This window comes from Roseiflexus sp. RS-1, from assembly GCF_000016665.1.
Classification (GTDB): Bacteria; Chloroflexota; Chloroflexia; order Chloroflexales; family Roseiflexaceae; genus Roseiflexus.
The window spans coordinates 4658671-4679938 of sequence record NC_009523.1 but is presented as its reverse complement, the minus strand read 5'-3'; the positions used below and the strand labels follow the sequence as shown (position 1 = coordinate 4679938).

General features: G+C 60.7%; 19 protein-coding genes and 1 tRNA gene. 9 read left to right on the top strand and 11 right to left on the bottom strand.

All coding sequences use genetic code 11. The annotated features are described in order from the left end of the window. The first annotated feature begins 46 nt into the window (after positions 1-46). Entirely contained in the window at positions 47-739 is a 693-nt protein-coding gene (locus ROSERS_RS19290) for a zinc metallopeptidase (protein ID WP_011958436.1), read from the top strand. A 56-nt stretch (positions 740-795) separates the two neighbouring features. Here ROSERS_RS19290 and ROSERS_RS19285 read toward each other — a convergent pair whose 3' ends face one another. Both ROSERS_RS19285 and ROSERS_RS19280 read right to left on the bottom strand, forming a co-directional pair. Beyond that, complete coding sequence (locus ROSERS_RS19285) at positions 796-3114, bottom strand: putative bifunctional diguanylate cyclase/phosphodiesterase (RefSeq protein ID WP_232282680.1); 2319 nt, start codon at positions 3112-3114, stop codon at positions 796-798. Positions 3115-3391: 277 nt separating this feature from the next. Next, positions 3392-3467: transfer RNA gene (locus ROSERS_RS19280), tRNA-Arg, on the bottom strand. 169 nt (positions 3468-3636) lie between these two features. Here ROSERS_RS19280 and ROSERS_RS19275 point away from each other — a divergent pair. The 4 genes from ROSERS_RS19275 to ROSERS_RS19260 all read left to right on the top strand — a co-directional run bounded on the left by ROSERS_RS19275 (position 3637) and on the right by ROSERS_RS19260 (position 6866). Beyond that, positions 3637-4197 carry a hypothetical protein gene (locus ROSERS_RS19275; protein WP_011958434.1) on the top strand — a complete coding sequence of 187 codons (561 nt, stop codon included), beginning with the start codon at positions 3637-3639 and terminating at the stop codon, positions 4195-4197. A 155-nt stretch (positions 4198-4352) separates the two neighbouring features. Beyond that, the gene (locus tag ROSERS_RS19270) at positions 4353-5048 is read left to right on the top strand and encodes a response regulator transcription factor (protein ID WP_011958433.1); all 696 of its coding nucleotides are present in this window, start codon (positions 4353-4355) and stop codon (positions 5046-5048) included. Then, complete coding sequence (locus tag ROSERS_RS19265; protein ID WP_011958432.1) at positions 5045-6496, top strand: sensor histidine kinase; 1452 nt, start codon at positions 5045-5047, stop codon at positions 6494-6496. The genes ROSERS_RS19270 and ROSERS_RS19265 overlap by 4 nt, the downstream gene beginning before the upstream one ends. Positions 6497-6524: 28 nt before the next feature. Continuing rightward, entirely contained in the window at positions 6525-6866 is a 342-nt protein-coding gene (locus tag ROSERS_RS19260) for a rhodanese-like domain-containing protein (RefSeq protein WP_011958431.1), read from the top strand. A gap of 247 nt (positions 6867-7113) precedes the next feature. On the opposite strand, the gene ROSERS_RS19255 is transcribed toward ROSERS_RS19260, so the two are convergent. Genes ROSERS_RS19255 through ROSERS_RS19240 form a run of 4 tightly spaced genes read right to left on the bottom strand, consistent with a single transcriptional unit; the run spans position 7114 to position 11050 of the window. Then, the gene (locus tag ROSERS_RS19255) at positions 7114-8649 is read right to left on the bottom strand and encodes a glycoside hydrolase family 57 protein (RefSeq protein WP_011958430.1); all 1536 of its coding nucleotides are present in this window, start codon (positions 8647-8649) and stop codon (positions 7114-7116) included. Further along, on the bottom strand, positions 8646-9641 hold the full coding sequence (locus tag ROSERS_RS19250; RefSeq protein WP_011958429.1) for a phosphotransferase: 996 nt from the start codon (positions 9639-9641) through the stop codon (positions 8646-8648). Before ROSERS_RS19250 ends, ROSERS_RS19255 begins: the two co-directional genes overlap by 4 nt. A gap of 35 nt (positions 9642-9676) precedes the next feature. After that, complete coding sequence (locus ROSERS_RS19245; protein WP_011958428.1) at positions 9677-10534, bottom strand: amidohydrolase family protein; 858 nt, start codon at positions 10532-10534, stop codon at positions 9677-9679. Between the two features lie 12 nt (positions 10535-10546). After that, positions 10547-11050 carry a hypothetical protein gene (locus ROSERS_RS19240; protein WP_011958427.1) on the bottom strand — a complete coding sequence of 168 codons (504 nt, stop codon included), beginning with the start codon at positions 11048-11050 and terminating at the stop codon, positions 10547-10549. A gap of 146 nt (positions 11051-11196) precedes the next feature. Here ROSERS_RS19240 and ggt point away from each other — a divergent pair, with 146 nt between their 5' ends. Further along, on the top strand, positions 11197-12825 hold the full coding sequence (gene ggt, locus ROSERS_RS19235; protein WP_011958426.1) for a gamma-glutamyltransferase: 1629 nt from the start codon (positions 11197-11199) through the stop codon (positions 12823-12825). A 24-nt stretch (positions 12826-12849) separates the two neighbouring features. On the opposite strand, the gene ROSERS_RS19230 is transcribed toward ggt, so the two are convergent. Further along, positions 12850-14031, bottom strand: a complete 1182-nt coding sequence (locus tag ROSERS_RS19230; protein WP_011958425.1) for a putative DNA modification/repair radical SAM protein — start codon at positions 14029-14031, stop codon at positions 12850-12852. Positions 14032-14282: 251 nt separating this feature from the next. Here ROSERS_RS19230 and ROSERS_RS19225 point away from each other — a divergent pair, with 251 nt between their 5' ends. Further along, positions 14283-15017, top strand: coding sequence for a class F sortase (locus ROSERS_RS19225; RefSeq protein ID WP_011958424.1), 735 nt, complete (start codon positions 14283-14285; stop codon positions 15015-15017). 190 nt (positions 15018-15207) lie between these two features. On the opposite strand, the gene ROSERS_RS19220 is transcribed toward ROSERS_RS19225, so the two are convergent. Next, a complete protein-coding gene (locus ROSERS_RS19220) occupies positions 15208-15711 on the bottom strand; it encodes a Crp/Fnr family transcriptional regulator (RefSeq protein WP_011958423.1) in 504 nt (167 codons plus the stop codon). 161 nt (positions 15712-15872) lie between these two features. Here ROSERS_RS19220 and ROSERS_RS19215 point away from each other — a divergent pair, with 161 nt between their 5' ends. Continuing rightward, complete coding sequence (locus tag ROSERS_RS19215; RefSeq protein ID WP_011958422.1) at positions 15873-16448, top strand: hypothetical protein; 576 nt, start codon at positions 15873-15875, stop codon at positions 16446-16448. A 3-nt stretch (positions 16449-16451) separates the two neighbouring features. Here the strand turns inward: ROSERS_RS19215 and ROSERS_RS19210 are convergent, their stop codons facing one another. The 3 genes from ROSERS_RS19210 to ROSERS_RS19200 all read right to left on the bottom strand — a co-directional run bounded on the left by ROSERS_RS19210 (position 16452) and on the right by ROSERS_RS19200 (position 19109). Then, the gene (locus ROSERS_RS19210) at positions 16452-17063 is read right to left on the bottom strand and encodes a hypothetical protein (protein WP_011958421.1); all 612 of its coding nucleotides are present in this window, start codon (positions 17061-17063) and stop codon (positions 16452-16454) included. Positions 17064-17165: 102 nt separating this feature from the next. Then, the gene (locus tag ROSERS_RS19205; protein WP_011958420.1) at positions 17166-18035 is read right to left on the bottom strand and encodes a hypothetical protein; all 870 of its coding nucleotides are present in this window, start codon (positions 18033-18035) and stop codon (positions 17166-17168) included. 240 nt (positions 18036-18275) lie between these two features. Next, the gene (locus tag ROSERS_RS19200; protein ID WP_011958419.1) at positions 18276-19109 is read right to left on the bottom strand and encodes an SDR family oxidoreductase; all 834 of its coding nucleotides are present in this window, start codon (positions 19107-19109) and stop codon (positions 18276-18278) included. Positions 19110-19320: 211 nt separating this feature from the next. On the opposite strand from ROSERS_RS19200, the gene ROSERS_RS19195 reads away from it, so the two are divergent. Beyond that, positions 19321-21261 (top strand): alpha-amylase family glycosyl hydrolase, encoded by a 1941-nt coding sequence (locus tag ROSERS_RS19195; protein ID WP_011958418.1) that lies wholly within the window; start codon positions 19321-19323, stop codon positions 21259-21261. Positions 21262-21268 lie beyond the last annotated feature (7 nt).

Sequence of the window (21268 nt, the reverse complement as noted above, 5' to 3'; positions counted from 1 at the left end):
AGCCGGTTGCAATCAACAGGCAAAATAACGCTAGAAGGAAACGAATATGTTCAGCCCGCTCTATCTGATTGTTATGCTGCTGGGCGCAGGCATCACGCTATGGGCGCAGTGGAAGGTACAGTCCACGTACAAGAAATATGCGCAGGTGCGCAATGTGCGCAACATGACCGGTCTCGACGTGGCGCGCGTGCTGATGCGCAATGAAGGTCTCGATCATGTGCGCATCGAGCAGATCGGCGGCGAATTGACCGATCATTACGACCCTCGCGCGAAAGTGATGCGTCTCTCTGCCGGTTCAATCGCCCACCCTTCCGTTGCGGCGATGGCGGTCGTCGCCCACGAGTTGGGGCACGCGCTCCAGGATCAGCAGGGGTATGCCTGGTTGCGGGTACGCTCCGGCATCGTGGGCATTGTCAATGCTGGCTCACAACTCGGCGGTCTGCTCCTGATTGCCGGGTTGGTGCTCGGCACATTTTCGCGGGCAGGGCTGGCAATTGCGTGGATCGGCGTGCTGCTGATGAGCAGCGGCGCCATTTTCAGCCTGGTGACGCTGCCGGTGGAGTTCGACGCCAGCGCCCGCGCGCGCGCAATGCTTGAACGGTATGGTCTGGTTACCCGACAGGAAGCGGAAGGTGTCAAAGCGGTGCTCGACGCGGCTGCGCTGACGTATGTTGCTGCTGCCGCCACTGCTATCCTGCAAATGCTGTACTACGTTTCGCTCCTTATGCGGCGGCGTTAGCACGTGTTACGGCGTGGATGGAGCGCCGTCTGGCAGCGTCCGATCCGGCAGCCGGTTCATCCAACGCATGACCGTGACATATGTGGTCGCGCCGCCAGCACTCTGGTCATCGTATCGGCATCGGCGGCGCGACCGAACAACCATCCCTGAGCATACGGACACCTGAGCTGGAGGAGCGCTGCGCGTTGCTCTTCGGTTTCCACCCCCTCGGCGACCACGTTCAACTGCAACTCCCGGGCAAGCGTGATAACAGCGCGCACGATCGTCGCCGCGTGCGGATCGTGCATCATCGACTGGACAAACGACCGATCGATCTTGCCCCCGTCCACCGGCAGACGCGCCAGATGGCTGAGCGACGAATACCCGGTGCCAAAATCGTCCAGCATCACACGCACACCCAGCGCCTTGAGCGGAAGCAACTGTGACAGAACCAGATCGAGATCGTTCAGCGCCGCCTTCTCGGTGATTTCGATGGTCAACGCCGCACCGGGCAGATTCTGCTGACGCAACACCTGTTCGACCTGCGCAAACAGATCCGCCTGATCAAGGTGCTGGCTGTGGATATTGACGCTGATCGGCACATCGGCGGCTGCGCCAAACCGGTCGCGCCAGCGGCGCGCCTGACGGCAGACTTCGGCGATGCTCCAGTTGCCAAGCGTCGGGATGATGCCGGCTTCCTCCGCAATCGGCAAGAAACTATCGGGGAACAGCAGTCCGTGGGACGGGTGTTGCCAGCGCATAAGCGCTTCGAAGCCGTACAACTCACCACTGCACAGATCGACAATCGGTTGATAGTGCATCTCCAGCGTCTGATGCTGTACGGCCTGGCGCAACTCGATCTCGAGTTGCAACTGCCGTGCAGCCTCCGTGTGCATCGCTTCCTCGAACATGACAATCCGTGACCGTCCACGCGCTTTCGCCTGATGCAATGCCGTATCAGCATTGTGCAGCAGCGTCATCGCATCCTTCGCCCGACCATCATCGACCGCAATGCCAATACTGACGCCGACGGTCAATGAATGATCCTGCACCGTGACCGGATGGTTCAGCGTGTGTTGAACGCGCTTCGCAACACGCCAGATATCCTCTACCGATCCCGGCGAGTCGATCACCACCGCGAACTCATCGCCACCAAAGCGCGCCACGGTATCACCTGGTCGGGTAATGTGCTTCAATCGTCCTGCAACGGCAATCAACACCTCATCGCCAACGGCGTGCCCCAGACTATCGTTGATCTGTTTGAAACGATCCAGATTGATCAGCAGGACGCCGCACGGTAACGACCGCTCCCGATTCCGCCGATCTAACGCCTGTTGCAACCGGTCGAGCAGCAACGTCCGGTTTGCCAGACCGGTGAGCGGATCGTGTGATGAAAGATACGCCAGGCGCGCTTCGGTCAACTTTCGCTGCGTCACATCGGTATGCACAGCGATCAGAGCAATCGCCCGCCCTGAGGGATCCAGCACCGGATCGAGATTCACATGCACATTGAGCGCATTGCCACGATGATCAATCAGGCGCATCTCGCCACGGTACGACTGACCGTTGCGCACCGCTGCCAGCGCCGCGCGCGCCACGCCGGGATCACGATACAGGCGCTGCAAACCGCCAGCCGCTCGCAGATCATCGAGCGTCAGGCCGACCATGGCTTGAAAAGCGGGATTCTGATAGTGCGGGATTCCGTCGAGATCGGCAATGACGATGCCATCGCTGGTGCTGGAAATGGCGGCCATCATCAGGCGCAGATCGACATCGAGGCGATGCTGCCGCGACGCGGCGCGCAAGATCGCCAGGTAGGCATCGTCCGAATGCTCATCGAGCACATGGAGCAAAAACAGCTCTGCCGTAATCGGCGCACCGTTGCGCTGCGGAATCTCGATTGTGGTCACCAGGTTCGAGACGATTGGCGTCCCAAACGGCTCGCCGATCAACTGCCCGGTCAGATCGCCGAACAGGGTGACTGCCGCCGGGTTCGCCTGCGTAATCCGCCCGTCACGATTGATCAGCAGCGCTGGATTGCTGCTCCGCAGCACCAACTCCTTGAGTGAAACCGGTTGATCTCGATGCACGTCCAGATGATGCGCCACCGCGCTGCGCAGGCGGCTGACCAGCACACTGGCTGCAGCGTCAGACCTGATCACATCATGTGCACCGGCAGCCAGCGCCGCTGATGCACGCGAATCAACATCGTCGACCACCAGCGCCAGAATTGGCACGTGGGGGGCAACCGCTACAATCGAGGCGATCAGTTCCAGGGGAACTTCGGGAAACGGGCTGATGTCGAGCAGGGTTGCATCGGTGCGGGAGACGAGCAATGTTTGCAACGCCTGTTCGGGAGAGACGTGTTCGAGCGTGATCGCAAGATCACCGAACACTGACCGTATCCTGCCTGCAACATCATCATTCTGGGCAATCAACAGCACTCTGAGGGGCGTCTCATCATTCATAGCGCCTCGTATTCGTCAGAAAGAAGGGCATGGGTCACAGCGACAACGGACGCCTTCTCGTGATACCAGCGCTGCAAGCGCGATGTTGCCTGCATGCATAGCCCTGTCTTGCTGCCGGGGTTGCAGGCAGGGTTGGTTTGTGCAAGAACATCTGCTGCAATGAATTGCAGGAACGAGCATCATCGGCGATGAGGCATAAATAAAGTGGCGGTCCAGGAGGGACTCGAACCCCCAACACCCAGTTCCGAAGACTGGTGCTCTATCCATTGAGCTACTGGACCGTACAGCAACTTTAGTGTATCACAGAGAGTTACATTATGCAACGTTTCATTAACCTGCTGCGCTGCTTCAACAATGTTTGCAAGGTTTCTCCATCGGTTCTCCATCTCTGCCTGCTACACTTCAGATGCGATCAACAGCAAGCACGTTTCTCGAAAGGAGCATAAAGCCATGACATCACGGATCTTCATGTTCATTGTTGGTGCGTTGGCCGTCGGAGCGTTAATGTTCGGCATCCCGACCGTTGCAGCGCAGAACGGTCCCGGTTCTCCGGGGAATTGTCCATTCGGCGGCGTGTGTCCCATGGGGACGCCGCTGGCGCTCCGCACAGGCAGCGGCATGCCGGTGCAGGGGCGCAATGGCGGACTGATCGGCGTGGCTGCCGATGTGTTAGACATGTCGCGACAGGACCTGCTGGTCGAGCTGCAAAGCGGAAAGACCATTGCGGATGTCGCGCAGGCGAAGAAGGTTGATCCACTGAAGATCGTCGATACCTTTGTTGCACCACAGTTCGTCCGCATCGACGCACTGGTCAAGAGCGGCGTGATCACGCAGCAACAGGCTGATGAGGCAAAGACGAGCATGCGCACTCACATTACTGTGCTGGTCAGTTCACCCATCGACAGCTGGGTGCGCCAGGCGCACGATCCGATCATTGGACAACGGCCAGCGCATGCGGGATTGGGACCGACCACGCAACCCGGCGGGCGCGGTCCGCGGTGGAACCGGTGAGCATATGCGTATATTCTTCCGATCACGCACACCCAAGGTTTCGTGACCAATGACCCCTGGCGGGCTCGCCTGCCAGAACCGCCGAAGCAAGCCTCACAACGACGTGGGGCTTGCTTCTGGTACAATCGGTTCAAGTCGGACAGTGAGGGAATGGTATGCCTCAGCGTATTCTGGTCGTTGATGACGACCGTCAGATCGTGCGATTGGTCAGCGCCTATCTGGAGCATGCCGGATTTCAGACCCTGACCGCGTATGATGGCGCGGCGGCGCTCCGCCTGGCGCGCACCGAGCGCCCCGATCTGATGGTGCTCGATCTCATGCTGCCGGATGTTGATGGCGCCGATCTGACCCGCACGATCCGCGCCGATCCCCACCTTGCCTCCATGCCGATTATTATGCTGACAGCGCGGGTCGATGATACTGACCGGATTGTTGGTCTCGAACTCGGCGCCGATGATTACATCACCAAACCGTTCAACCCGCGCGAGGTGGTGGCGCGGGTGCGGGCTGTTCTGCGACGCACCGGCGGCGGATCACCGGTGCCGCCGGTCATCCTCGAAGCCGGACGATTACGTCTCGACCTCGACCGGCACGAAGCACGGGTGGCGGATCGGACGATCAACCTGACACCGACCGAATTCGAGCTGCTGCGCATCTTGTTGAGTCATCCGGGGCATGCGTTCACACGGCGAGAACTGATCGAACAGGGTCCCGGATACGATTATGAAGGCATGGAACGCACTATTGACAGTCATATCAAAAACCTGCGCCGGAAACTCGATGCCGCCGGTGCTGGCGTCAGGATCGAGACCGTCTACGGCGTGGGGTATCGTCTGGCGGTGGTTGTATGATCCGGCGTCTCTGGTTCCAACTCGTTCTGGCATTTGCGCTTGTGACGATCGTGAGCGTGCTGACGGCAGCGCTCGTGGTGAATATGCGCGCCGGTGATGAGTTTCGCACGTTCGTGGCGCAGAACCAGGTGCAGCAACTCGACCTGATACCGCGTCTTGCCGAATATTATGCGGCTCATCAAGACTGGAGCGGCGTCGAAACCGTGTTTGCCAGCATTCGCGGGATGGGACCGGGTGGGATGGGACCGGGGGGACCGGGGATGATGCGCGGACCGCTTGCGTTGATCCTTACCGATGCTGATGGCCGGATTGTCTATCGCAGCACCACGGCGAACATGACGCAGGGTAGCCTCGGCAGCGCCGAATTGCGCCGCGCCATGCCGGTGATGGTTCAGGGTGCACCAGTTGGATATCTGGTAGCGCAACTTCAACGCGACACTGCACTTTCATCCGCTGCTCACCTCTTCCTCGATCAGTTCAATCAGGCATTGATCCAGGCAGGTTTGATTGCAGGAGCGCTTGGGTTGATTTCCGGGATCATCGTGGCACGCAGGCTGGCTGCGCCGCTCAATCGCCTGGCATATGTTGCGCAACGCCTGGCTGAAGGGGATCTGACCCAACGCGCACCGGTCGCAGGACCGTCAGAGGTTGCCAGCGTCGCCGAAGCGTTCAACACGATGGCGGCCAGCCTTGAGCAGGCGGAACAGGCGCGTCGTCGGTTGATTGCCGACATTGCGCACGAACTACGGACACCGCTCAGTGTTATCCAGGGGAATCTGCGCGCTCTGCTCGATGATGTCTTTCCGCTCGAAAAAAAAGAAATTGCGACCATTTACGATGAAACGCTGTTGCTCAGTCGCCTGGTTGCCGATCTGCGTGAACTGACGCTGGCTGAAGCCGGGCAGCTGCACCTGTATCGAACACCGGTCGATGTGACTGCGATCATCGCCCGGAGTGTGACGCTGTTCGCTGCGCATGCCGATGAAAAACGGGTGACGCTTCAGATGGACTGTGCGCCGGACCTGCCGCCTGTTCTGGCTGATGCTGACCGGATTGCCCAGGTGCTCAACAATCTCCTGTCGAACGCGCTGCGCCACACGCCCGCCGATGGCATCGTTCGCATCGTCGCTTCACACGCACAGCAGGCAGGCTGCGCCACGTCGGATACTGATATGATCTGCACTCGCGTGATCGATACCGGTCCCGGCATTCCTGCCGACGACCTGCCGCATGTGTTCGACCGGTTCTGGCGCGCTGACCGCGGACGCGCGCGGGCGCAGGGCGGCGCAGGACTGGGACTGGCAATCGCGCGGCAACTTGTGCTGGCGCACGGGGGCGCAATCGGTGTCGAAAGCGAACCGGGCAAAGGGGCTTGCTTCTGGTTCACCCTCCCGGTGGCGCGGGCGCCTGTAACCTCGACGCCGCTCGATGCATCATATTCCTGGTGAAGATCGGAACAAAGAATAAAGGAGAACCATGTTCAACTTTTTTCGAGCGCAGCCCAAACAGGACGAAATCACCCCGGTCGAGGTGCAGCAGCGTCTCGCGCAGGGGGAACGACTCTACCTGCTCGATGTGCGTGAACGGGAAGAGTACGCCGAAGCGCACATTCCCGACAGTGTGCTCATTCCGTTGGGGCAACTATCGCGCAAACTGAGCAGCATTCCCAAAGATGCGACGATCATCGCTATCTGTCGCTCCGGCAATCGCAGCGGCGTCGCCGCCGATCTGCTGCGCCGCGCCGGATATAGCAATGTGCTCAACCTGCGCGGCGGGATCATTGCATGGGCGCGGGCGGGACTGCCGCTGGTTATGTGATATCCCATCTGGTAGAACCCTGTGTGCGGTCCGCAAGTGTTCGTTTCCACTGTGCGCTGTTCGCCACGGAGCGAGGGCGGCCGAGGACAAGGCGCCCGCACTCCCGCGATGGGTCGCATTGCTGTAGGCACACGGGCGAGACTGGGCGAGAACCACCGAAAGCCGTCGTCGTCGATATACCGCTGCACGCAGGCGGGCGAGACGCCCGCGCACCCAGGCCATGCAGCGATGCGCACCGTATCTGGTGTCAGGCGGTTTCCGCCGTCAACACACGGTAGTTCAGATACGCAAACGGGTTATCAATCTCTTCGATTGTAGCCAGTGTCGACTGATCGGCGTCATCGAGCATATCGCGCTCCGCCAGTTCGCACATGTGCCAGCATCGCGTCAGGTGCATCCACGCACGGTACGCTTCGCCGGGATCGTTTCGTCCAGTTAACAGCAACCAGTCGCTCGACTGCGCCAGCATCAATTCGCGCACAGCCTGGTTGAGCGCGCGTTCCCTATCACCATGGGCATCAGGAAAGCGACGCACAACTTCGACCACCAGATTCTCCGCCTCAGCGACAGCAGCACGAAGGCGGTCACTTGCCGGAGTGCTCCAGGCTGAGTGATCGCCTTCAGGTCCCCACGATCCATCCCGCAACACGACAGTCTGACGCGGACGAAACGCGCGCAGGTATGGTGAAGGGGTTGTCAATGCAAATGGCTGTCGTTCAAGCACCGTCTCGAACAATGCGCGCAACCAGGCGGGTCCCTCAAACCACCGTCGCCCAAGCACATCGGCGTCGAGCGGCACGACGACAATGCCGGGGCGATCGTGACGGGATGCAAACTCATGCAGTTCCGCTGTCACCCATTCGACGAAATGGACGGCATGCTCCTGTGCACGCCGAAAGGCGTGATACGGATCATAAGGCTCGATGATGGCATCCCCCATGCCGTTGCGCCAGATCGGCAGATGGGTGGAGCGCTCGCGTCGGGTTGCCAGGTAGAGCGGATCGCCGACATACCCGATGCCGGGTGAAACGATCTGGAGTGATGCATCGACTGCGCGCAGGAAGACGATCAGACGGCGGGAAGCAACCCAGCGGGGACGCAGGTGCGTCACGGAAGCACCGGATGCCACGCTCGCCGGATCGATGATAAAGTAGCGCGCACCGTTGAAACGCAGTGCGTGTTCCACTCCAACCCGAAATCCGCATTCCGGCAACCAGATGCCGCGTGGACGACGACCGAGCAATCGCGTGATTGTGAGTGTGCCCGCGCCGAGTTGCGCCCGCACCGACTCCTCGTGTGCAAGCAGTGGCAGATAGGCATGCGTTGCGGCGCCTCCCAATGGCTCGACGGTTCCATCCGCACACAGTTCGCGCAGCGCTGCCACCAGGTTGCGCCCGTAGCGCTCAGTAAAACTGCGGAGGATGCCCTGTCCCCAATCAAGATAGAAGCGCGCCAGGTACGCATGATGTCCCTGTCGCTGACGCTGCCAGCGTCGCAGCGCCGCTTCACACCGTGCCAGCCAGCGCTCCATCCAGACCACGAAATGCTTCTGGACAACAATATCTGCCAGTTGTTCGAGCAAGATCGGCGAATATGCCAGCGAGACAGCGGGGCGCATACCGCTTTCGCGCAGATCGTACAACACATTCATCACCGGCACGATCGAAAACGCAATCATCTCGTGCAGCGGGTCTTCGCCGTCGGGACGGCGACCGGCTGCACGCAGGTATGGCATATGCCCGACGAGAATGAGCGCCAGACCGCCTGTAAACGATGTCGTCATTGACTGACCGTCGCTCTGTTCACAATACCCTCACCCAGCGCCTCCAGACGCGCCATAACCGCAGCAGGAAGACCGGCAAGCACTGCCGGATCGCCCTCCTCGAGCGCCTGCGCCACATCGATCAGCAGACGCAAACGATCAATCCGCGTATGCTGTTCTGCGGTCAGCGTTCCCGCCATTTCATACCCTTCCATAACTCCCCGCCGAAACGCAGCCGACTGACGCGAAGCGAGGGCATATGCCAGATCGAACAGGGGATCGCCGCCTACTGGTTGAGCAGGTTGAACCAGACCTTCGAGTTGCACCGATTCGCCCACGGTGACAACGATGCGCGCAGGCTCGACGGCGCCATGCAGAACACGTGGTTGGGTGCAGGCAAGGGTGGGATGATCGAGCGTGGCAGCCCGAAGAGCAGAGGTGATATCGGCGCCCAGCACCGCTTCTGCCCGGTCATCGAAACTGCGTTGCTCAAGCCAGCCTGCCAGCGCTTCGCGCCACGTTCGCGCCGACCAGCGACCGGTTGGTGTTGGCGCGCCATAGCCGGGTGCCTCGATACGATGCACCCGCCGAAGCATTCGTCCAGTCTGTCGCCCGGCGATGCGCATAAGCGTTGCATCGTTGATACGATCAAGCGTCAGACTGCCGGGATAGGTTTCGATCGCATAGGTAAAAGGAACGTTCACGCAACTCAGATCATACGCAATCAGACGCGGCGCCGGCAGGTCGTATGCTGCCAGTGAGCGCAGGAAAAAGACCTCGTGCGCCAGATCTGCTTCAGGCGCAATGACCAGCAGCAGATGACGGGTCGCAGTCGTCAGGCGCACCTCGATGCGCTGGTTCGTGGCACGCACGAGGGTTGCATCGATCAGGCGCGCCTTGAGCGGTTCAACGATCAAGGCGGCATAATCACCCAGACGCGCCATAACACGACGCAAAGGGTCGGAATATGCCGGATCTTCCGGATCGAGATGGAGATTCAGATGCGCCCACATAGGCGCAAGATACCACGGAGTTCGCCAGTGCGCAACTACGGGGACAAACGGTAGATGCGACGAGCGTTCTCGACCCAAAGTTTGCGCTGCGCCTCCGGCGTCAGATCCGCCGTAAGCGTCGCCAGGGTTTCGACCCAGCGGCGATAACTGGTTGCCAGGAGCGCCACGGGCCAGTCGCCGCCGAACAACACGCGATCTTCGCCGAATACCTCGAGTGCGTGACGGATGTAGGGCGCCAGGTCATCGACCGTCCAGCGTTGATGGTCTGCTTCGGTTGCCACGCCGCTGATTTTGCACGCCACATTCGGTAAACGCGCTAGCGTCTCCATATGCAAACGCCACGGATCGAGCGTGCCACTGCGAATATCCGGTTTCGCCAGATGGTCGAGAACGAAACTGACATCCGGGCAGGCGCGCACCAGTTCAATGACCGCTGGCAACTGATAATGATAGATGCAGATATCGAACGACAAGCCGTACTCTGCCAGCATCTCAACGCCATGCACGAATGAAGGACGCAGGCAGTGTGCAGGGTCTGGCTCACCCTGCAGAATACGCCGCACCCCCTTGATCAACGGACTGATCTCAACCAGTGCATCGAGGAACGAGCGTGCACAGGCGCCATCGTCGAGCGGCGCCCATGCCACAATACCCTGAAGGCGCGGCTCGTCTGCCGCTATCTGCGCAATATGCCGCGCCTCCAGCAGTGCATATGCAGGGGCGACATCCACCTGCACATACACCATTGCCGTGATGTTCAGACCTGCCGTATGTTCCTGGAACACGCGCAGGTCGTACACCCGATTGAGCAGATCATTGCCATCAAGCCAGGGGATGCGAAACCGTGTCGGATCCCACAAATGGAGGTGTGCATCGATGATGGCATCGTTCATGGCAACACCGGACTATCTGCGACGTTCCCATAACGGCTTCGGTGCGCCGATACCGAACGCTTTCCATGCAGTGAGGAGGTACGCCACGGTAGCAACCTCGAGAACCAGAAGCCCCAGCGTAAACCAGGCAAAACTGGTTGCCACCAGCGGATGCACAGCGACAGGAAGACCGCGCACCAGCAGGCCAATGATACCATTGCGCCACATAAATGCTGCCCCCAGTCCGACAATTGCCAGCGGACCGCCAAGGACATGCGACCACCACGCACTCTGCATGACGTCCCACAAACCCCAATAGAACCAGACGATGGTGAACGGCACAAGAATTGCGAGCGTTATTTCGACGATCTGCACCGCAAGCGGGATCCCAAGCGACGCCTTGTACGCAATCAACGCCATCGCCAGCACGGTCAGCGCCAGACCACACACCACGCCTGTACCAGACAGCAGCGCCAACCCGATTGGACGTCGCAGTTGCACTGCGGATCTGGCGACACGAATACTGGAGCGACTCATATGATACCCCCCTCAGGAGACGCTGGCGGGGCAGAACCGATGCATTGAGACGGAGATGCAACTTGCCGTTTGGGAACTTACGAACTATTATAGCAAAAGGCAGAGCAAGGCTGTCAAGTTTAAGTTTTGTCATCAAAGGAGAATTCGTGTCTCATCTCAATCTCCCTCCCATCACCGGCGAACGCTTTCGCTCGCGTCGTTCAGTCGTGATGACCAGCCGGGGCGTGGTAGCAACCAGTCAACCGCTGGCAGCGCAGGCAGGGTTGAGAATGCTGCTTGCAGGCGGAAGCGCAGCCGACGCGGTCATTGCCGCTGCTGCGGTGCTCAACGTCGTCGAGCCGATGAGCACCGGCATCGGCGGCGATGCGTTCGCGCTGGTGTACGATGCGCAGACCCGCACCGTGCGGGCATTGAACGGCAGCGGGCGAGCGCCTGCGGCGTTGTCGCGTGAACTCTTTGTTGAGCGTGGATTGACCAGCATTCCGTTGACCGGTATGCTGCCTGTGACCGTCCCCGGTGCGGTGGATGCGTGGGTTGAACTGTTATCGGCATATGGACGGTTGCCGCTGGCGCAGGTTCTCGCGCCAGCTATCGAGTATGCCGACTATGGATTCCCTGTAAGCGAGATCATTGCGCGCAGCTGGACACTGGCAGAACCAAAACTGGCTGCTCACCCCGACACGGCGCGCACCTACCTGCCGCAGGGTCGCGCACCGCGTGCCGGTGAACTGTTCCGCCAGCCAGGACTGGCACGCTCGTTGCGGTTGATTGCTGAAGGTGGGCGCGACGCCTTTTACCGCGGCGCCATTGCCGCCGCAATCGCTGCAACCAGCGCCCGCGATGGCGGCGTGTTGACCCTGGAAGACCTGGCGGCGCATCACTCGACATGGGACACGCCGATCAGTGTGACATATCGCGGTTACACCGTCTATGAGTGTCCGCCGAATGGTCAGGGCATCACTGCGCTAATGGCGCTGAATATCCTCGAAGGGTTCGACCTGTCAGCATATACGCCAGCTTCGCCAGAAGCGTTGCATCTCCAGATCGAAGCGTTACGCCTGGCATTTGCTGATGCAGCGGCATATGTCGCCGATCCGGCGCATGCGCATGTGCCGACCACGTGGTTGCTTTCCGGCGTCTATGCCGCCGAACGCCGCGCACAGATCGATCCGCAGCGCGCTCTGCCTCATGTTCATGCCAGCACGCTCCCCGGCGGGCACGATACCGTCTATGTTACGGCGGTCGATGCCGATGGCAACGCGGTCTCGTTCATCAACAGCCTCTACATGGGCTTCGGCTCCGGGGTGGTGGCGGGAGACACCGGCATCTGCCTGCAGAATCGCGGCGCCGGGTTTGTGCTCGATCCGCAGCATCCCAACTGTGTCGTTCCTGGCAAACGACCGTACCATACGATTATTCCGTGCATGGTGACGTGCGGTGACCGGCTGTGGGCGAGTTTTGGCGTGATGGGCGGTTTCATGCAACCCCAGGGGCATGTGCAGATGCTGGTGAACATGATCGACTTCGGGATGAATCCGCAGGAGGCGCTTGATGCGCCGCGCTTTGAGTTGATCGATCCCTATCTCAACCAGGATGCCGTCGCGCTGGAGCACGACCAGGCAGTAGCGGAAGCGCTCCGGGAGTGTGGGCACTCCATTGTAGATCGTCAGGGCATGTTCGGCTTTGGCGGCGGGCAGATTATTGTTGTCGATGAAGCCGGAGTGCGCCATGCCGGTTCTGATCCGCGCAAAGACGGATGCGCGGTTGCTTACTGAGTCTCGCCTGCCGGTTGCACCGTTCTACCACAGCGTTAACTGTTCGGCGATCGGCGACCGGCGCGCATAGTGTCGCAGGCGATCACGTTCATTGCGTCCGAAAAAGCGCCCATCGAGCGTAATAAAGTCACGCGCGCGCGCGAGCGCCCCACCCAGCGCTGCAAGATGATCCGGATAGCGGAAACGCCCTTCGCGGCGCAGGCGGAGAATGCGCGCCACGCTTACCGGACCCAACCCCGGTACGCGCAGAAGTTCGTCCCGGTCGGCACGGTTCAGTTCGACCGGGAAGCGTTCCGGATGCGCCAGCGCCCACGCCAGTTTCGGGTCGAGGTGTAACGGCAGGTTGCCATCAGGATCATACGGGAGTTCCTGCTGCTCGAAGCCATAGCGTCGCAGCAACCAGTCTGCTTCACGGAGACGCTGCTCGCGCACAAACGGCGTCGGCGGACGACTCTCCAGCGGTGTGCCGGTCACCGGTCGGAATGCGCCAAAATAGACCCGACGCAGCGCCAGGTCGCGGTAGAGCCAGGTGGTCGTCACCAGCAGATCGCGGTCGCTCTCTCCGGCTGCACCCACAACGAACTGCGTCGCAAGCCCTGCACCGATCGCGCCCGTTCGACTCCAGTCACGCGCCAGCGCCAGCGGTGCGATCAGGTCGCGCAGCCAGTCGCGTTCGGGCGAAATACGCGCCAGATGCGCCGCAGTCGGCGCTTCCAGGTTGAGACTGATGCGGTTGGCAAGGCGCGCAGCACGCTCGATTTCAGCGGCTGGCGCGCCGGGCAGCAGTTTCAGATGCACATACCCGCTGTAGCCGTAGCGCGTGCGCAGCATCTCGACAGCATCGAGCATCCGACCGGTCGCAACCGCCGGATTGCCATCGACGCCGGTGGAGAGGAGCAACCCCTGCACTGCACCACGTTCGACGCGGGGAAGAAAGACGCGCGCCAGTTCATCGGGCGTCAGCGCCGCGCGTGGTATGTCGTTTCCGGAGCGCAGCGGACAGTAGGCGCAATTCCATTCGCAGCGATTGCTCAGCAACAGGCGGAAGACTGGCAGCGCACGCCCCGCGTTGTCGGTATCGGCAGCAACTGCACGATCGTCCCACAGCACCGTGCGCGGCGTGGCGCGCCGCTTCCCCAGGAAGCGATCACACGCATCAAAACGCGCCGCTGGCGACAGGATGGCAAGTTTGTCGTCAAGGTCCATGCAGTTCTCACCTGCGCTGATGCTCGCCTGGGATTGAACCCATTATACACAGTCATCCAGCCCTGCACGAGCGTATCCAGAAGTTCGCCGCGACGTCAGAGTTTAAAGGTTTCTCGCTACGTTCCAGTATAATCTCGGCAGTGAGGTGATGATCGCACCACGGAGGATCCGAGAGCGCAACGTCTGCATCACACCAGACACAGAGGTCGTACAGGAACTTTTATTCAACGACGCAAGGGGGAGAAGATTGCATGACACACGTTATTCGATGGATATTGGTGATGCTGATGGGAGTGCTCATCGCCGGTTGTGGCGCGCCGCCTGCGCAGATGTCGTCCGCGTCCAATATGCGCGCTGCATCTCCAGCAGCCCTGTTGCCCACCGCGTCGGCGCCGCCGGTTGCTGCGACGCCCCTGCCAACCCTGGCGCCAACCGCAACCACTGTACCGACTGCAATTCCAACTGCTACCCCCGCACCGACGCTGCCACCAACCACGGCGCCCTCCCCGGTTCCAACTGCCCGCCCGCAAGCCGTGCCGCCTGCGCGTTTAGTCATCAATGCCATTGATCTGGATCGCGTCCTGATCCCGGTAGGTCTCGATGCGAACCGTGTCCCGGTGGTGCCCGATCACGATGTGGGATGGTACCGACTCGGCGCAATGCCGGGACAGGGTGATAATATCGTGCTTTGGGGACACGTATTGCGCTTCCGCAAGACGCCGCATATCCCTGCGCCATTCGCGCGTCTGAGGGAGTTGAGTCCTGGAGCGACCGTGATTCTGATCGACGAACGCGGTGTCGAACATCGCTATACCGTGACACGCCAGGTATGGGCCACGCCGGACGAGGTTCACTACATGCTGCCGCAGGGACGCGAGATGGTGACCATGATTTCGTGCATTGGCGACAAGATCATTGCCGATGGCAGCATTGAAATGACCCATCGCCTGATTACGATTGCGGAGCCGGAGATTGTTGCACGCTGAAGGTTGTAAGGTTGAACGTTGCAGGCGGGAAGGTGAAGCGAGGCGAGAGGTGAGAGGGGATGAGGCGGGATGGACCAGAGGCGCGAGGGTTGGAGGACGCAGGCGGGAAGGTTGAAGGTGGACTCTACGTCCTCTATGGCGCCGTAGTGCATGCCTCGCAGGTTCGCATAGACGAGGGTACAGGGAGGCGTTACCCGCCCATCCGCTTTCCCAATTCATCGCCACGCCAGCGGATGTTGCCACGCAACAGCAGGTTGGACGCATTGAGTTTATACGCCAGGTCGCGCGCCAGATTGCGCATCACAACGAAGCCGATCCGCGGGCTGCGTTCCGCCAGCGCATCAAAATCCAGCGCCCGAATAACGATCAGCACCGTCGGTTCATTCGTCATCACCGTTGCGGTGCGCGCTGCACCGCCGAGCAATGCCTGCTCGCCAAAACACTGACCCGGATACAGGGTGTTGATCGTCGATGGCGCTACCGTCCCATCCGACAGGCGCGTTGTGATCATGACGCGCACCGTACCTTCGTGCACGATGTACAACTCGTCGCCGGTGTCGCCTTCATTGAAAACCGTCTGGCTCGCAGGCGTGCGGATCGCTCTGCACACTCCCGCAACCTGCATCAGTTCATCGTCGCTCAAACCGGCAAAGATCTCGACTTTACGCAGATTTTCGAGCACGCGCGGGTTCATTCGCGTCTCCCGGCAGGCATGCTGCCTTTTATCAAGTTTCGGGTACAATACAGTATAGCACGCCATTATCCGACACAGGTGCATACTGATGCATGCCGATCACTCCTGTCATTCCGATGAGAAATCGATTCAGAACCGTTTGAAAGAGGAGCAATTCCGCCATGGGCAAGCAATCACGCATCAAGCGCGAACGCCGCGAACATGCAACATATCTGGCAACAGTCAGCAATTGCGAGGGGACATGGCTCGAGCGTCCGCCAGACGCCGACGAGCAGGCGAAGATCGACTCCGCTGGCAAAATCCTGCGCCGCTTCCGTATGCAGGCGCTGCAACTCGGCGCCGACCGTGATGCGTTCAACCGGTTCAGTCTCGAAATCTTTCGTGATGAACGCTTTGCGCCGCTGCACTTCAGCGACGACATGATCGAGATGATCCTGGAAGAGATTGGTGAGCCGCCGGTCGTTGAGGATGACAGCGATCCATCGTTCACCAACTATTTGCTGCGAGCGCTGGGAGTCGTCGCTTCTGCGCGCGTGCGACGCACCATGGCGGAACAGGCGCGCCGCTTCCTGCCGCAGTATGTGGCTGCCGGGCAGTATAAAGAAGCGCTGGCAATCGAACACAACTGCTATATGACGGTGATGAGCGATGCAGCGACGCCGTTGCTGGTGCAGATGCTCGTCAGCGGGCTGGCGCGCTATTACGAGGAGCACGAACCGGACGAAACGGTGGCATAGCCATCAGAGCGACGGCGGCTCTTCAGTAATTGCGGCAATACGCCATCCTTCCGGCGTGTTGATCACCACCACGTAGAGTTGATTAGACCCGCGCTTCCAGCGCGTCGGCAGGTCGGGAACCGGCTCAGCATCAACCGTGACGCCGTAGATCAATCGCCCGTCGGCGGCGACGACCGAATCGATCCGGGTCAGGGTGAGCGACTGCACCGCCTGGGTTGTGCTCTCGAACATGTCGAGGGGGGTGATTGCCTGCATGGCGGGCGTCAGCAACGCCCAGGCTTCCGCTGCGCGCCGCCCGCCGAATGCAGCAAAGTAGGCGCGCACCGTTTGCTCGGCGGCAGCAATGTTCGCCGCCGGAGCGCCTTCGGACGTCGCCTGTACGAGCGCTTCCGGGGTTGCAGTCACGTCGCCGATGCTGCCAGACTGTCCAGCAGTTGCCGGTTCGATCCGCACCTCAACCCCTTCTGCAACCGATGTCAGCACGACCGCTGCCGTAGCACGCGCGGGCGCCAGCGGGGTGCTGGTTGTCTGGACGCTGAGCGGCGCCGCTTGTCCGCATCCAACCAGCAACCCGACCAGAATCCCTCCTGCGATCCAGTTACGTCGGCGCGGCATACGTCCCCCGATCATTAAGCCTCATATCATGGTAAACAGTATACCACTCCCTTCCACCCTGCGTCTCTCTGGAATGCGGACGACTTCCCCGATATTTCCGGCTCAACGTCCATACCGCCACCAGTAGTAGTGCTGCCCGACATTTCCCATCTCGACGCGGAACGCGGGCGGATTCGCCGGGTTGTAGGTCAGCACGCGCCGCTCGAAGACCTGGAACAGGATCGGTCGCTCAACGCCGCCAACCCTGACTTTGACCCAGTATGCACCGGTGACCGGCAACCCGAAGACATACAGCGGATCGTACACTTTCGCCGTCACATAGCGCCCATTCTCATATACCAGACCAGACTGGTTCATGAAGTCCAGGAATGCGCGCGCAACGCCGTGATTATTATCGCCGGGCAGCAGCACCGTCGCCGGATCGTTCACGTAGTCGTTGAAGCCGGTGATACTGCCGTCCGGGTTGATAAATCCGGTCGCCGGACGATACAGGTCATTGGGATTGACCGCGCCGGGATTCTGATAGAAGCGGAGCAGATCGGCATAGGTCGGGAACTGATCCGGATCGCCGACAGCGCTGATCCGGGCTGGCAGACGCCACTCGAACAGATTGTACCCGACCTGCATACGCCCGGTCATCAACTCGATGGGCAGGAGACCATTGGTGACGTACCAGGGCGAAAATGGGTTCGCAGTTGGATCGTTGATCTCCATACGGCTCTTGTCGAAGTACTGCACCACGCGCATACCCTCATACCCTTCCAGCAACGGTTCACGCAGCGCCGGAGTGTTCGGCGCCGGTCCCCACGTCCACGACCGACCACTGATCTGTTCCGCGACCGGACGATCCTGGCGCTCCCAGACTCGACGGAATGCGTCATTGCCGAAGGGTGGCGCCGAAGCTGAGACGGGCATTGCTGCCGCCAGTATTGCAATGATCAGAAGGGGAGTGAGAAACACTATGCGTCGCATCGTAGCGTCCTTTCTGCGCATCATCGCGCTGTGCGCCGGCGGATAGCGGATGAAGATGGAAGCAGGCGAGGCGATGTTCGAGGTCCGGCGCAATTGTCTCCCGGCTGACCACGAGGACTGTCAGCCGCCATCTCTGGAGGAAAATCGTTCCTTCCAGACAGAAGTATAGTTCATGTTTCTCGAACAGAGAGAGAAGAAGTTACTACACGCGGGGAACGAACCTGCCCCGATTGGACGATGTCACACGCCGCTGAACGCTGAAAAGCCGCCGTCCACCGGTATGACGGCGCCGTTGACGAATGCCGCACCCGGGCTACAGAGCCAGATCAGGGTTGCGATCAGGTCTTCCGGGACGCCAAGGCGCCCGGCGGGCGTATGCGCGAGAATGTGCTCACCACGCGCGGTGAGCGACCCATCAGGATTGAGCAACAACGCACGGTTCTGTTCACCGATGAAAAAGCCGGGTGCAATGGCATTAACCCGCAATCCAGAACCGTACCGCCGCGCCAGTTCAATCGCCATCCAGCGCGTCAGGTTTTCGACGGCAGCTTTGGCGGCGCTGTAGCCGGCGATCCGCGTCAGTGGACGCTGCGCTGCCATTGATGAGATGTTGATGATCGTTCCCTGCCCCGGCGCAGTAATGATTGTCGCACCAAACACAAGTGACGGCAGCAGCACACCGATCAGGTTCAGATCGACGACGGCGCGAAACGCCTCAGGGTCGAGATCAAGTAATGAAGCCTCAGGCGCCAGCGTCGCGCCAGGCATATTGCCGCCAGCGGCATTGACCAGGATATCGACCCGTTCCCAGCGATCAACGATGGTGGCACACGCGCGTTCGACCTGGGCGCGCTCACGCACATCGGCGCTGAGCGCCAGCGCCGTGCCGCCACCCGTTTCGATGGCGGCGACGATTGCGGTCACCGGTTCGATCCGTCGGGCAAGAACGGCGACGCGCGCACCGGCTTGCGCCAGACCTTTCGCCATCGCCGCACCCAGCGCACCGCTTCCGCCGGTGACCACGGCAACTTTCCCCTCCAGGCTGAACAGGGAGTGAAGAAATGGCTCAGACATTGCGCGCGCTCCTGTCGGCTGCCGGGTATGGTACCATAGACGCACATTCCCATCGCAGGAAGCATAGATGCGCGAGGGCTATCACAACGGGCATCATTTCGGCAGGGAAGAGACGTGGGAAACCTGCATCCGCAGAAAACGATAGCCGCAGCGCACATCATCACCGGTTCCGCGCCCAGGAATGGCGCGATTCATCAGGGAAGGACATGCCATGACGTTCGTCCGCGATATGTTAAGCCGACCACGCCCGCCACGCATCAGGCATGATGTTCAGTTGCCGCGTCGGGTTGCATACTACCCGTCACCGGTCGACTGGCGTGACGAGGTGATCTACTTTTTGATGGTTGATCGCTTCAGCGATGGACAGGAAGATACCCGCCCGTTGCTCGACCGGCGCTACCTGGCGGCAGCGCGACCGGCGCTGCCCAACGGCGACCCCTGGCGCTGGGATCGCTGGGCGTTGTCGGGCGGTGAACGATTTCAGGGCGGCACGTTGCGTGGAATCATATCGAAACTCGGCTATCTGCAGCGGCTCGGCATCACCACCCTGTGGCTCAGCCCGGTCTGCAAACAGCGCGTCCACCTCGACACCTATCACGGCTATGCCATTCAGGATTTTCTGGATGTCGATCCGCGCTTCGGCACGCGCCAGGACCTGGTCGATCTGGTGAGCGCTGCGCATGAGCGTGGCATGCGGGTATTGCTCGACATCGTGTTCCAGCACACCGGTCCCAACTGGCGCTACCCGCCCGATGTTCCCGGTGGCGCAGACATGCCGCGCTATACGAGCGGGCGCTACCCGTTCGGCAGTTGGGTCGATGCTGCGGGTGCGCCGCTCGTGGGCATTCCTGATGTGAACGATGCTGCCTGGCCCGAAGAGATGCGCACGATCGACTATTATACGCGCGCTGGCGCCGGCGATCTGGGCGCTGGCGCTATCGATGATCCGGATGCCGAGCATAAACGGTCGGACTTTTTCACGCTGCGCGACATCAATCTCGATGCGCCGGGCGCGCTCACCGATCTGGCGCTGTGCTACAAATACTGGATTGCGTTGACCGACTGCGATGGGTTTCGAATCGATACGCTCAAACATGTCTCATTCGAGCAGGCGCGCAATTTCTGCGGCACGATCAAGGAGTTCGCCGCCAACCTGGGCAAAGCGAACTTCTTCCTGGTCGGCGAAGTCGCCGGGGGCGATTTTGCCGCAACACGCTACCTCGACGCGCTGGAGCGCAACCTGAATGCCGCACTCGATATCGGCGAAATGCGCCTGGCGCTCGGAGATGTTGCAAAGGGGCTGGCGCCAGCGCGCGCCTATTTCGACGGGTTCGTGCCGGGGCTGGCAATCATGGGGTCGCACCGCAATCTCGGCAGTCGCCATATCTCAATCCTCGACGATCACGACCACGTTTTTGGAACAAAACTCCGTTTCTCAACCGATGTGATGTCGCAGCATCATGCGGCGGCAGCAGTCGCACTGCAACTCTTCACGCTCGGCATTCCATGCATCTATTACGGCACCGAACAGGCGCTCGGCGGTCCTGAACCATCGGAGCGACAGTGGTTGCCGGAGTGGGGACGCGCCGACCGCTACCTGCGCGAGGCGATGTTCGGTCCACTCCACCCGCGCGCGTCCGGTCGCGCCGGGATCGACCCCCAGGCGCTCGATACATCGTTGCCAGGATTTGGACCTTTTGGCACTGCCGGGCATCACTGCTTCGACGAGCGCTTTCCAGTCTACCTGCGCATCGCGGCGCTGGCAGCCCTGCGCGCCGCCTTCCCGGTGTTACGCCACGGTCGCCAGTATCTGCGCCCGATTTCAAACTTCAACCAGCCATTCGCATTCCCGCCAGCCGGAGAAATCGTCGCCTGGTCGCGCATCCTCGATGACGAGGAGGCGTTGTGCGTGATCAATCCGAATGGTCTGGCGGCACGTGGCGGCGATGTAGTGGTCGATGCCGCACTGAACCGCCCCGGTGATACCATGACGGTCATCCTGAATACCGCCCAGGCCGCTGATCCAGACGGCTATGACGGTCTGTATCCCAAAGGACGGCAATTGACGGTTAGAGAGCGGAATGGAACGTCGTATGTTGAAATTCGCAACCTGCCGCCAGCCGAGACGCTGGTGCTGACAAACCGACCATAGTATGGAG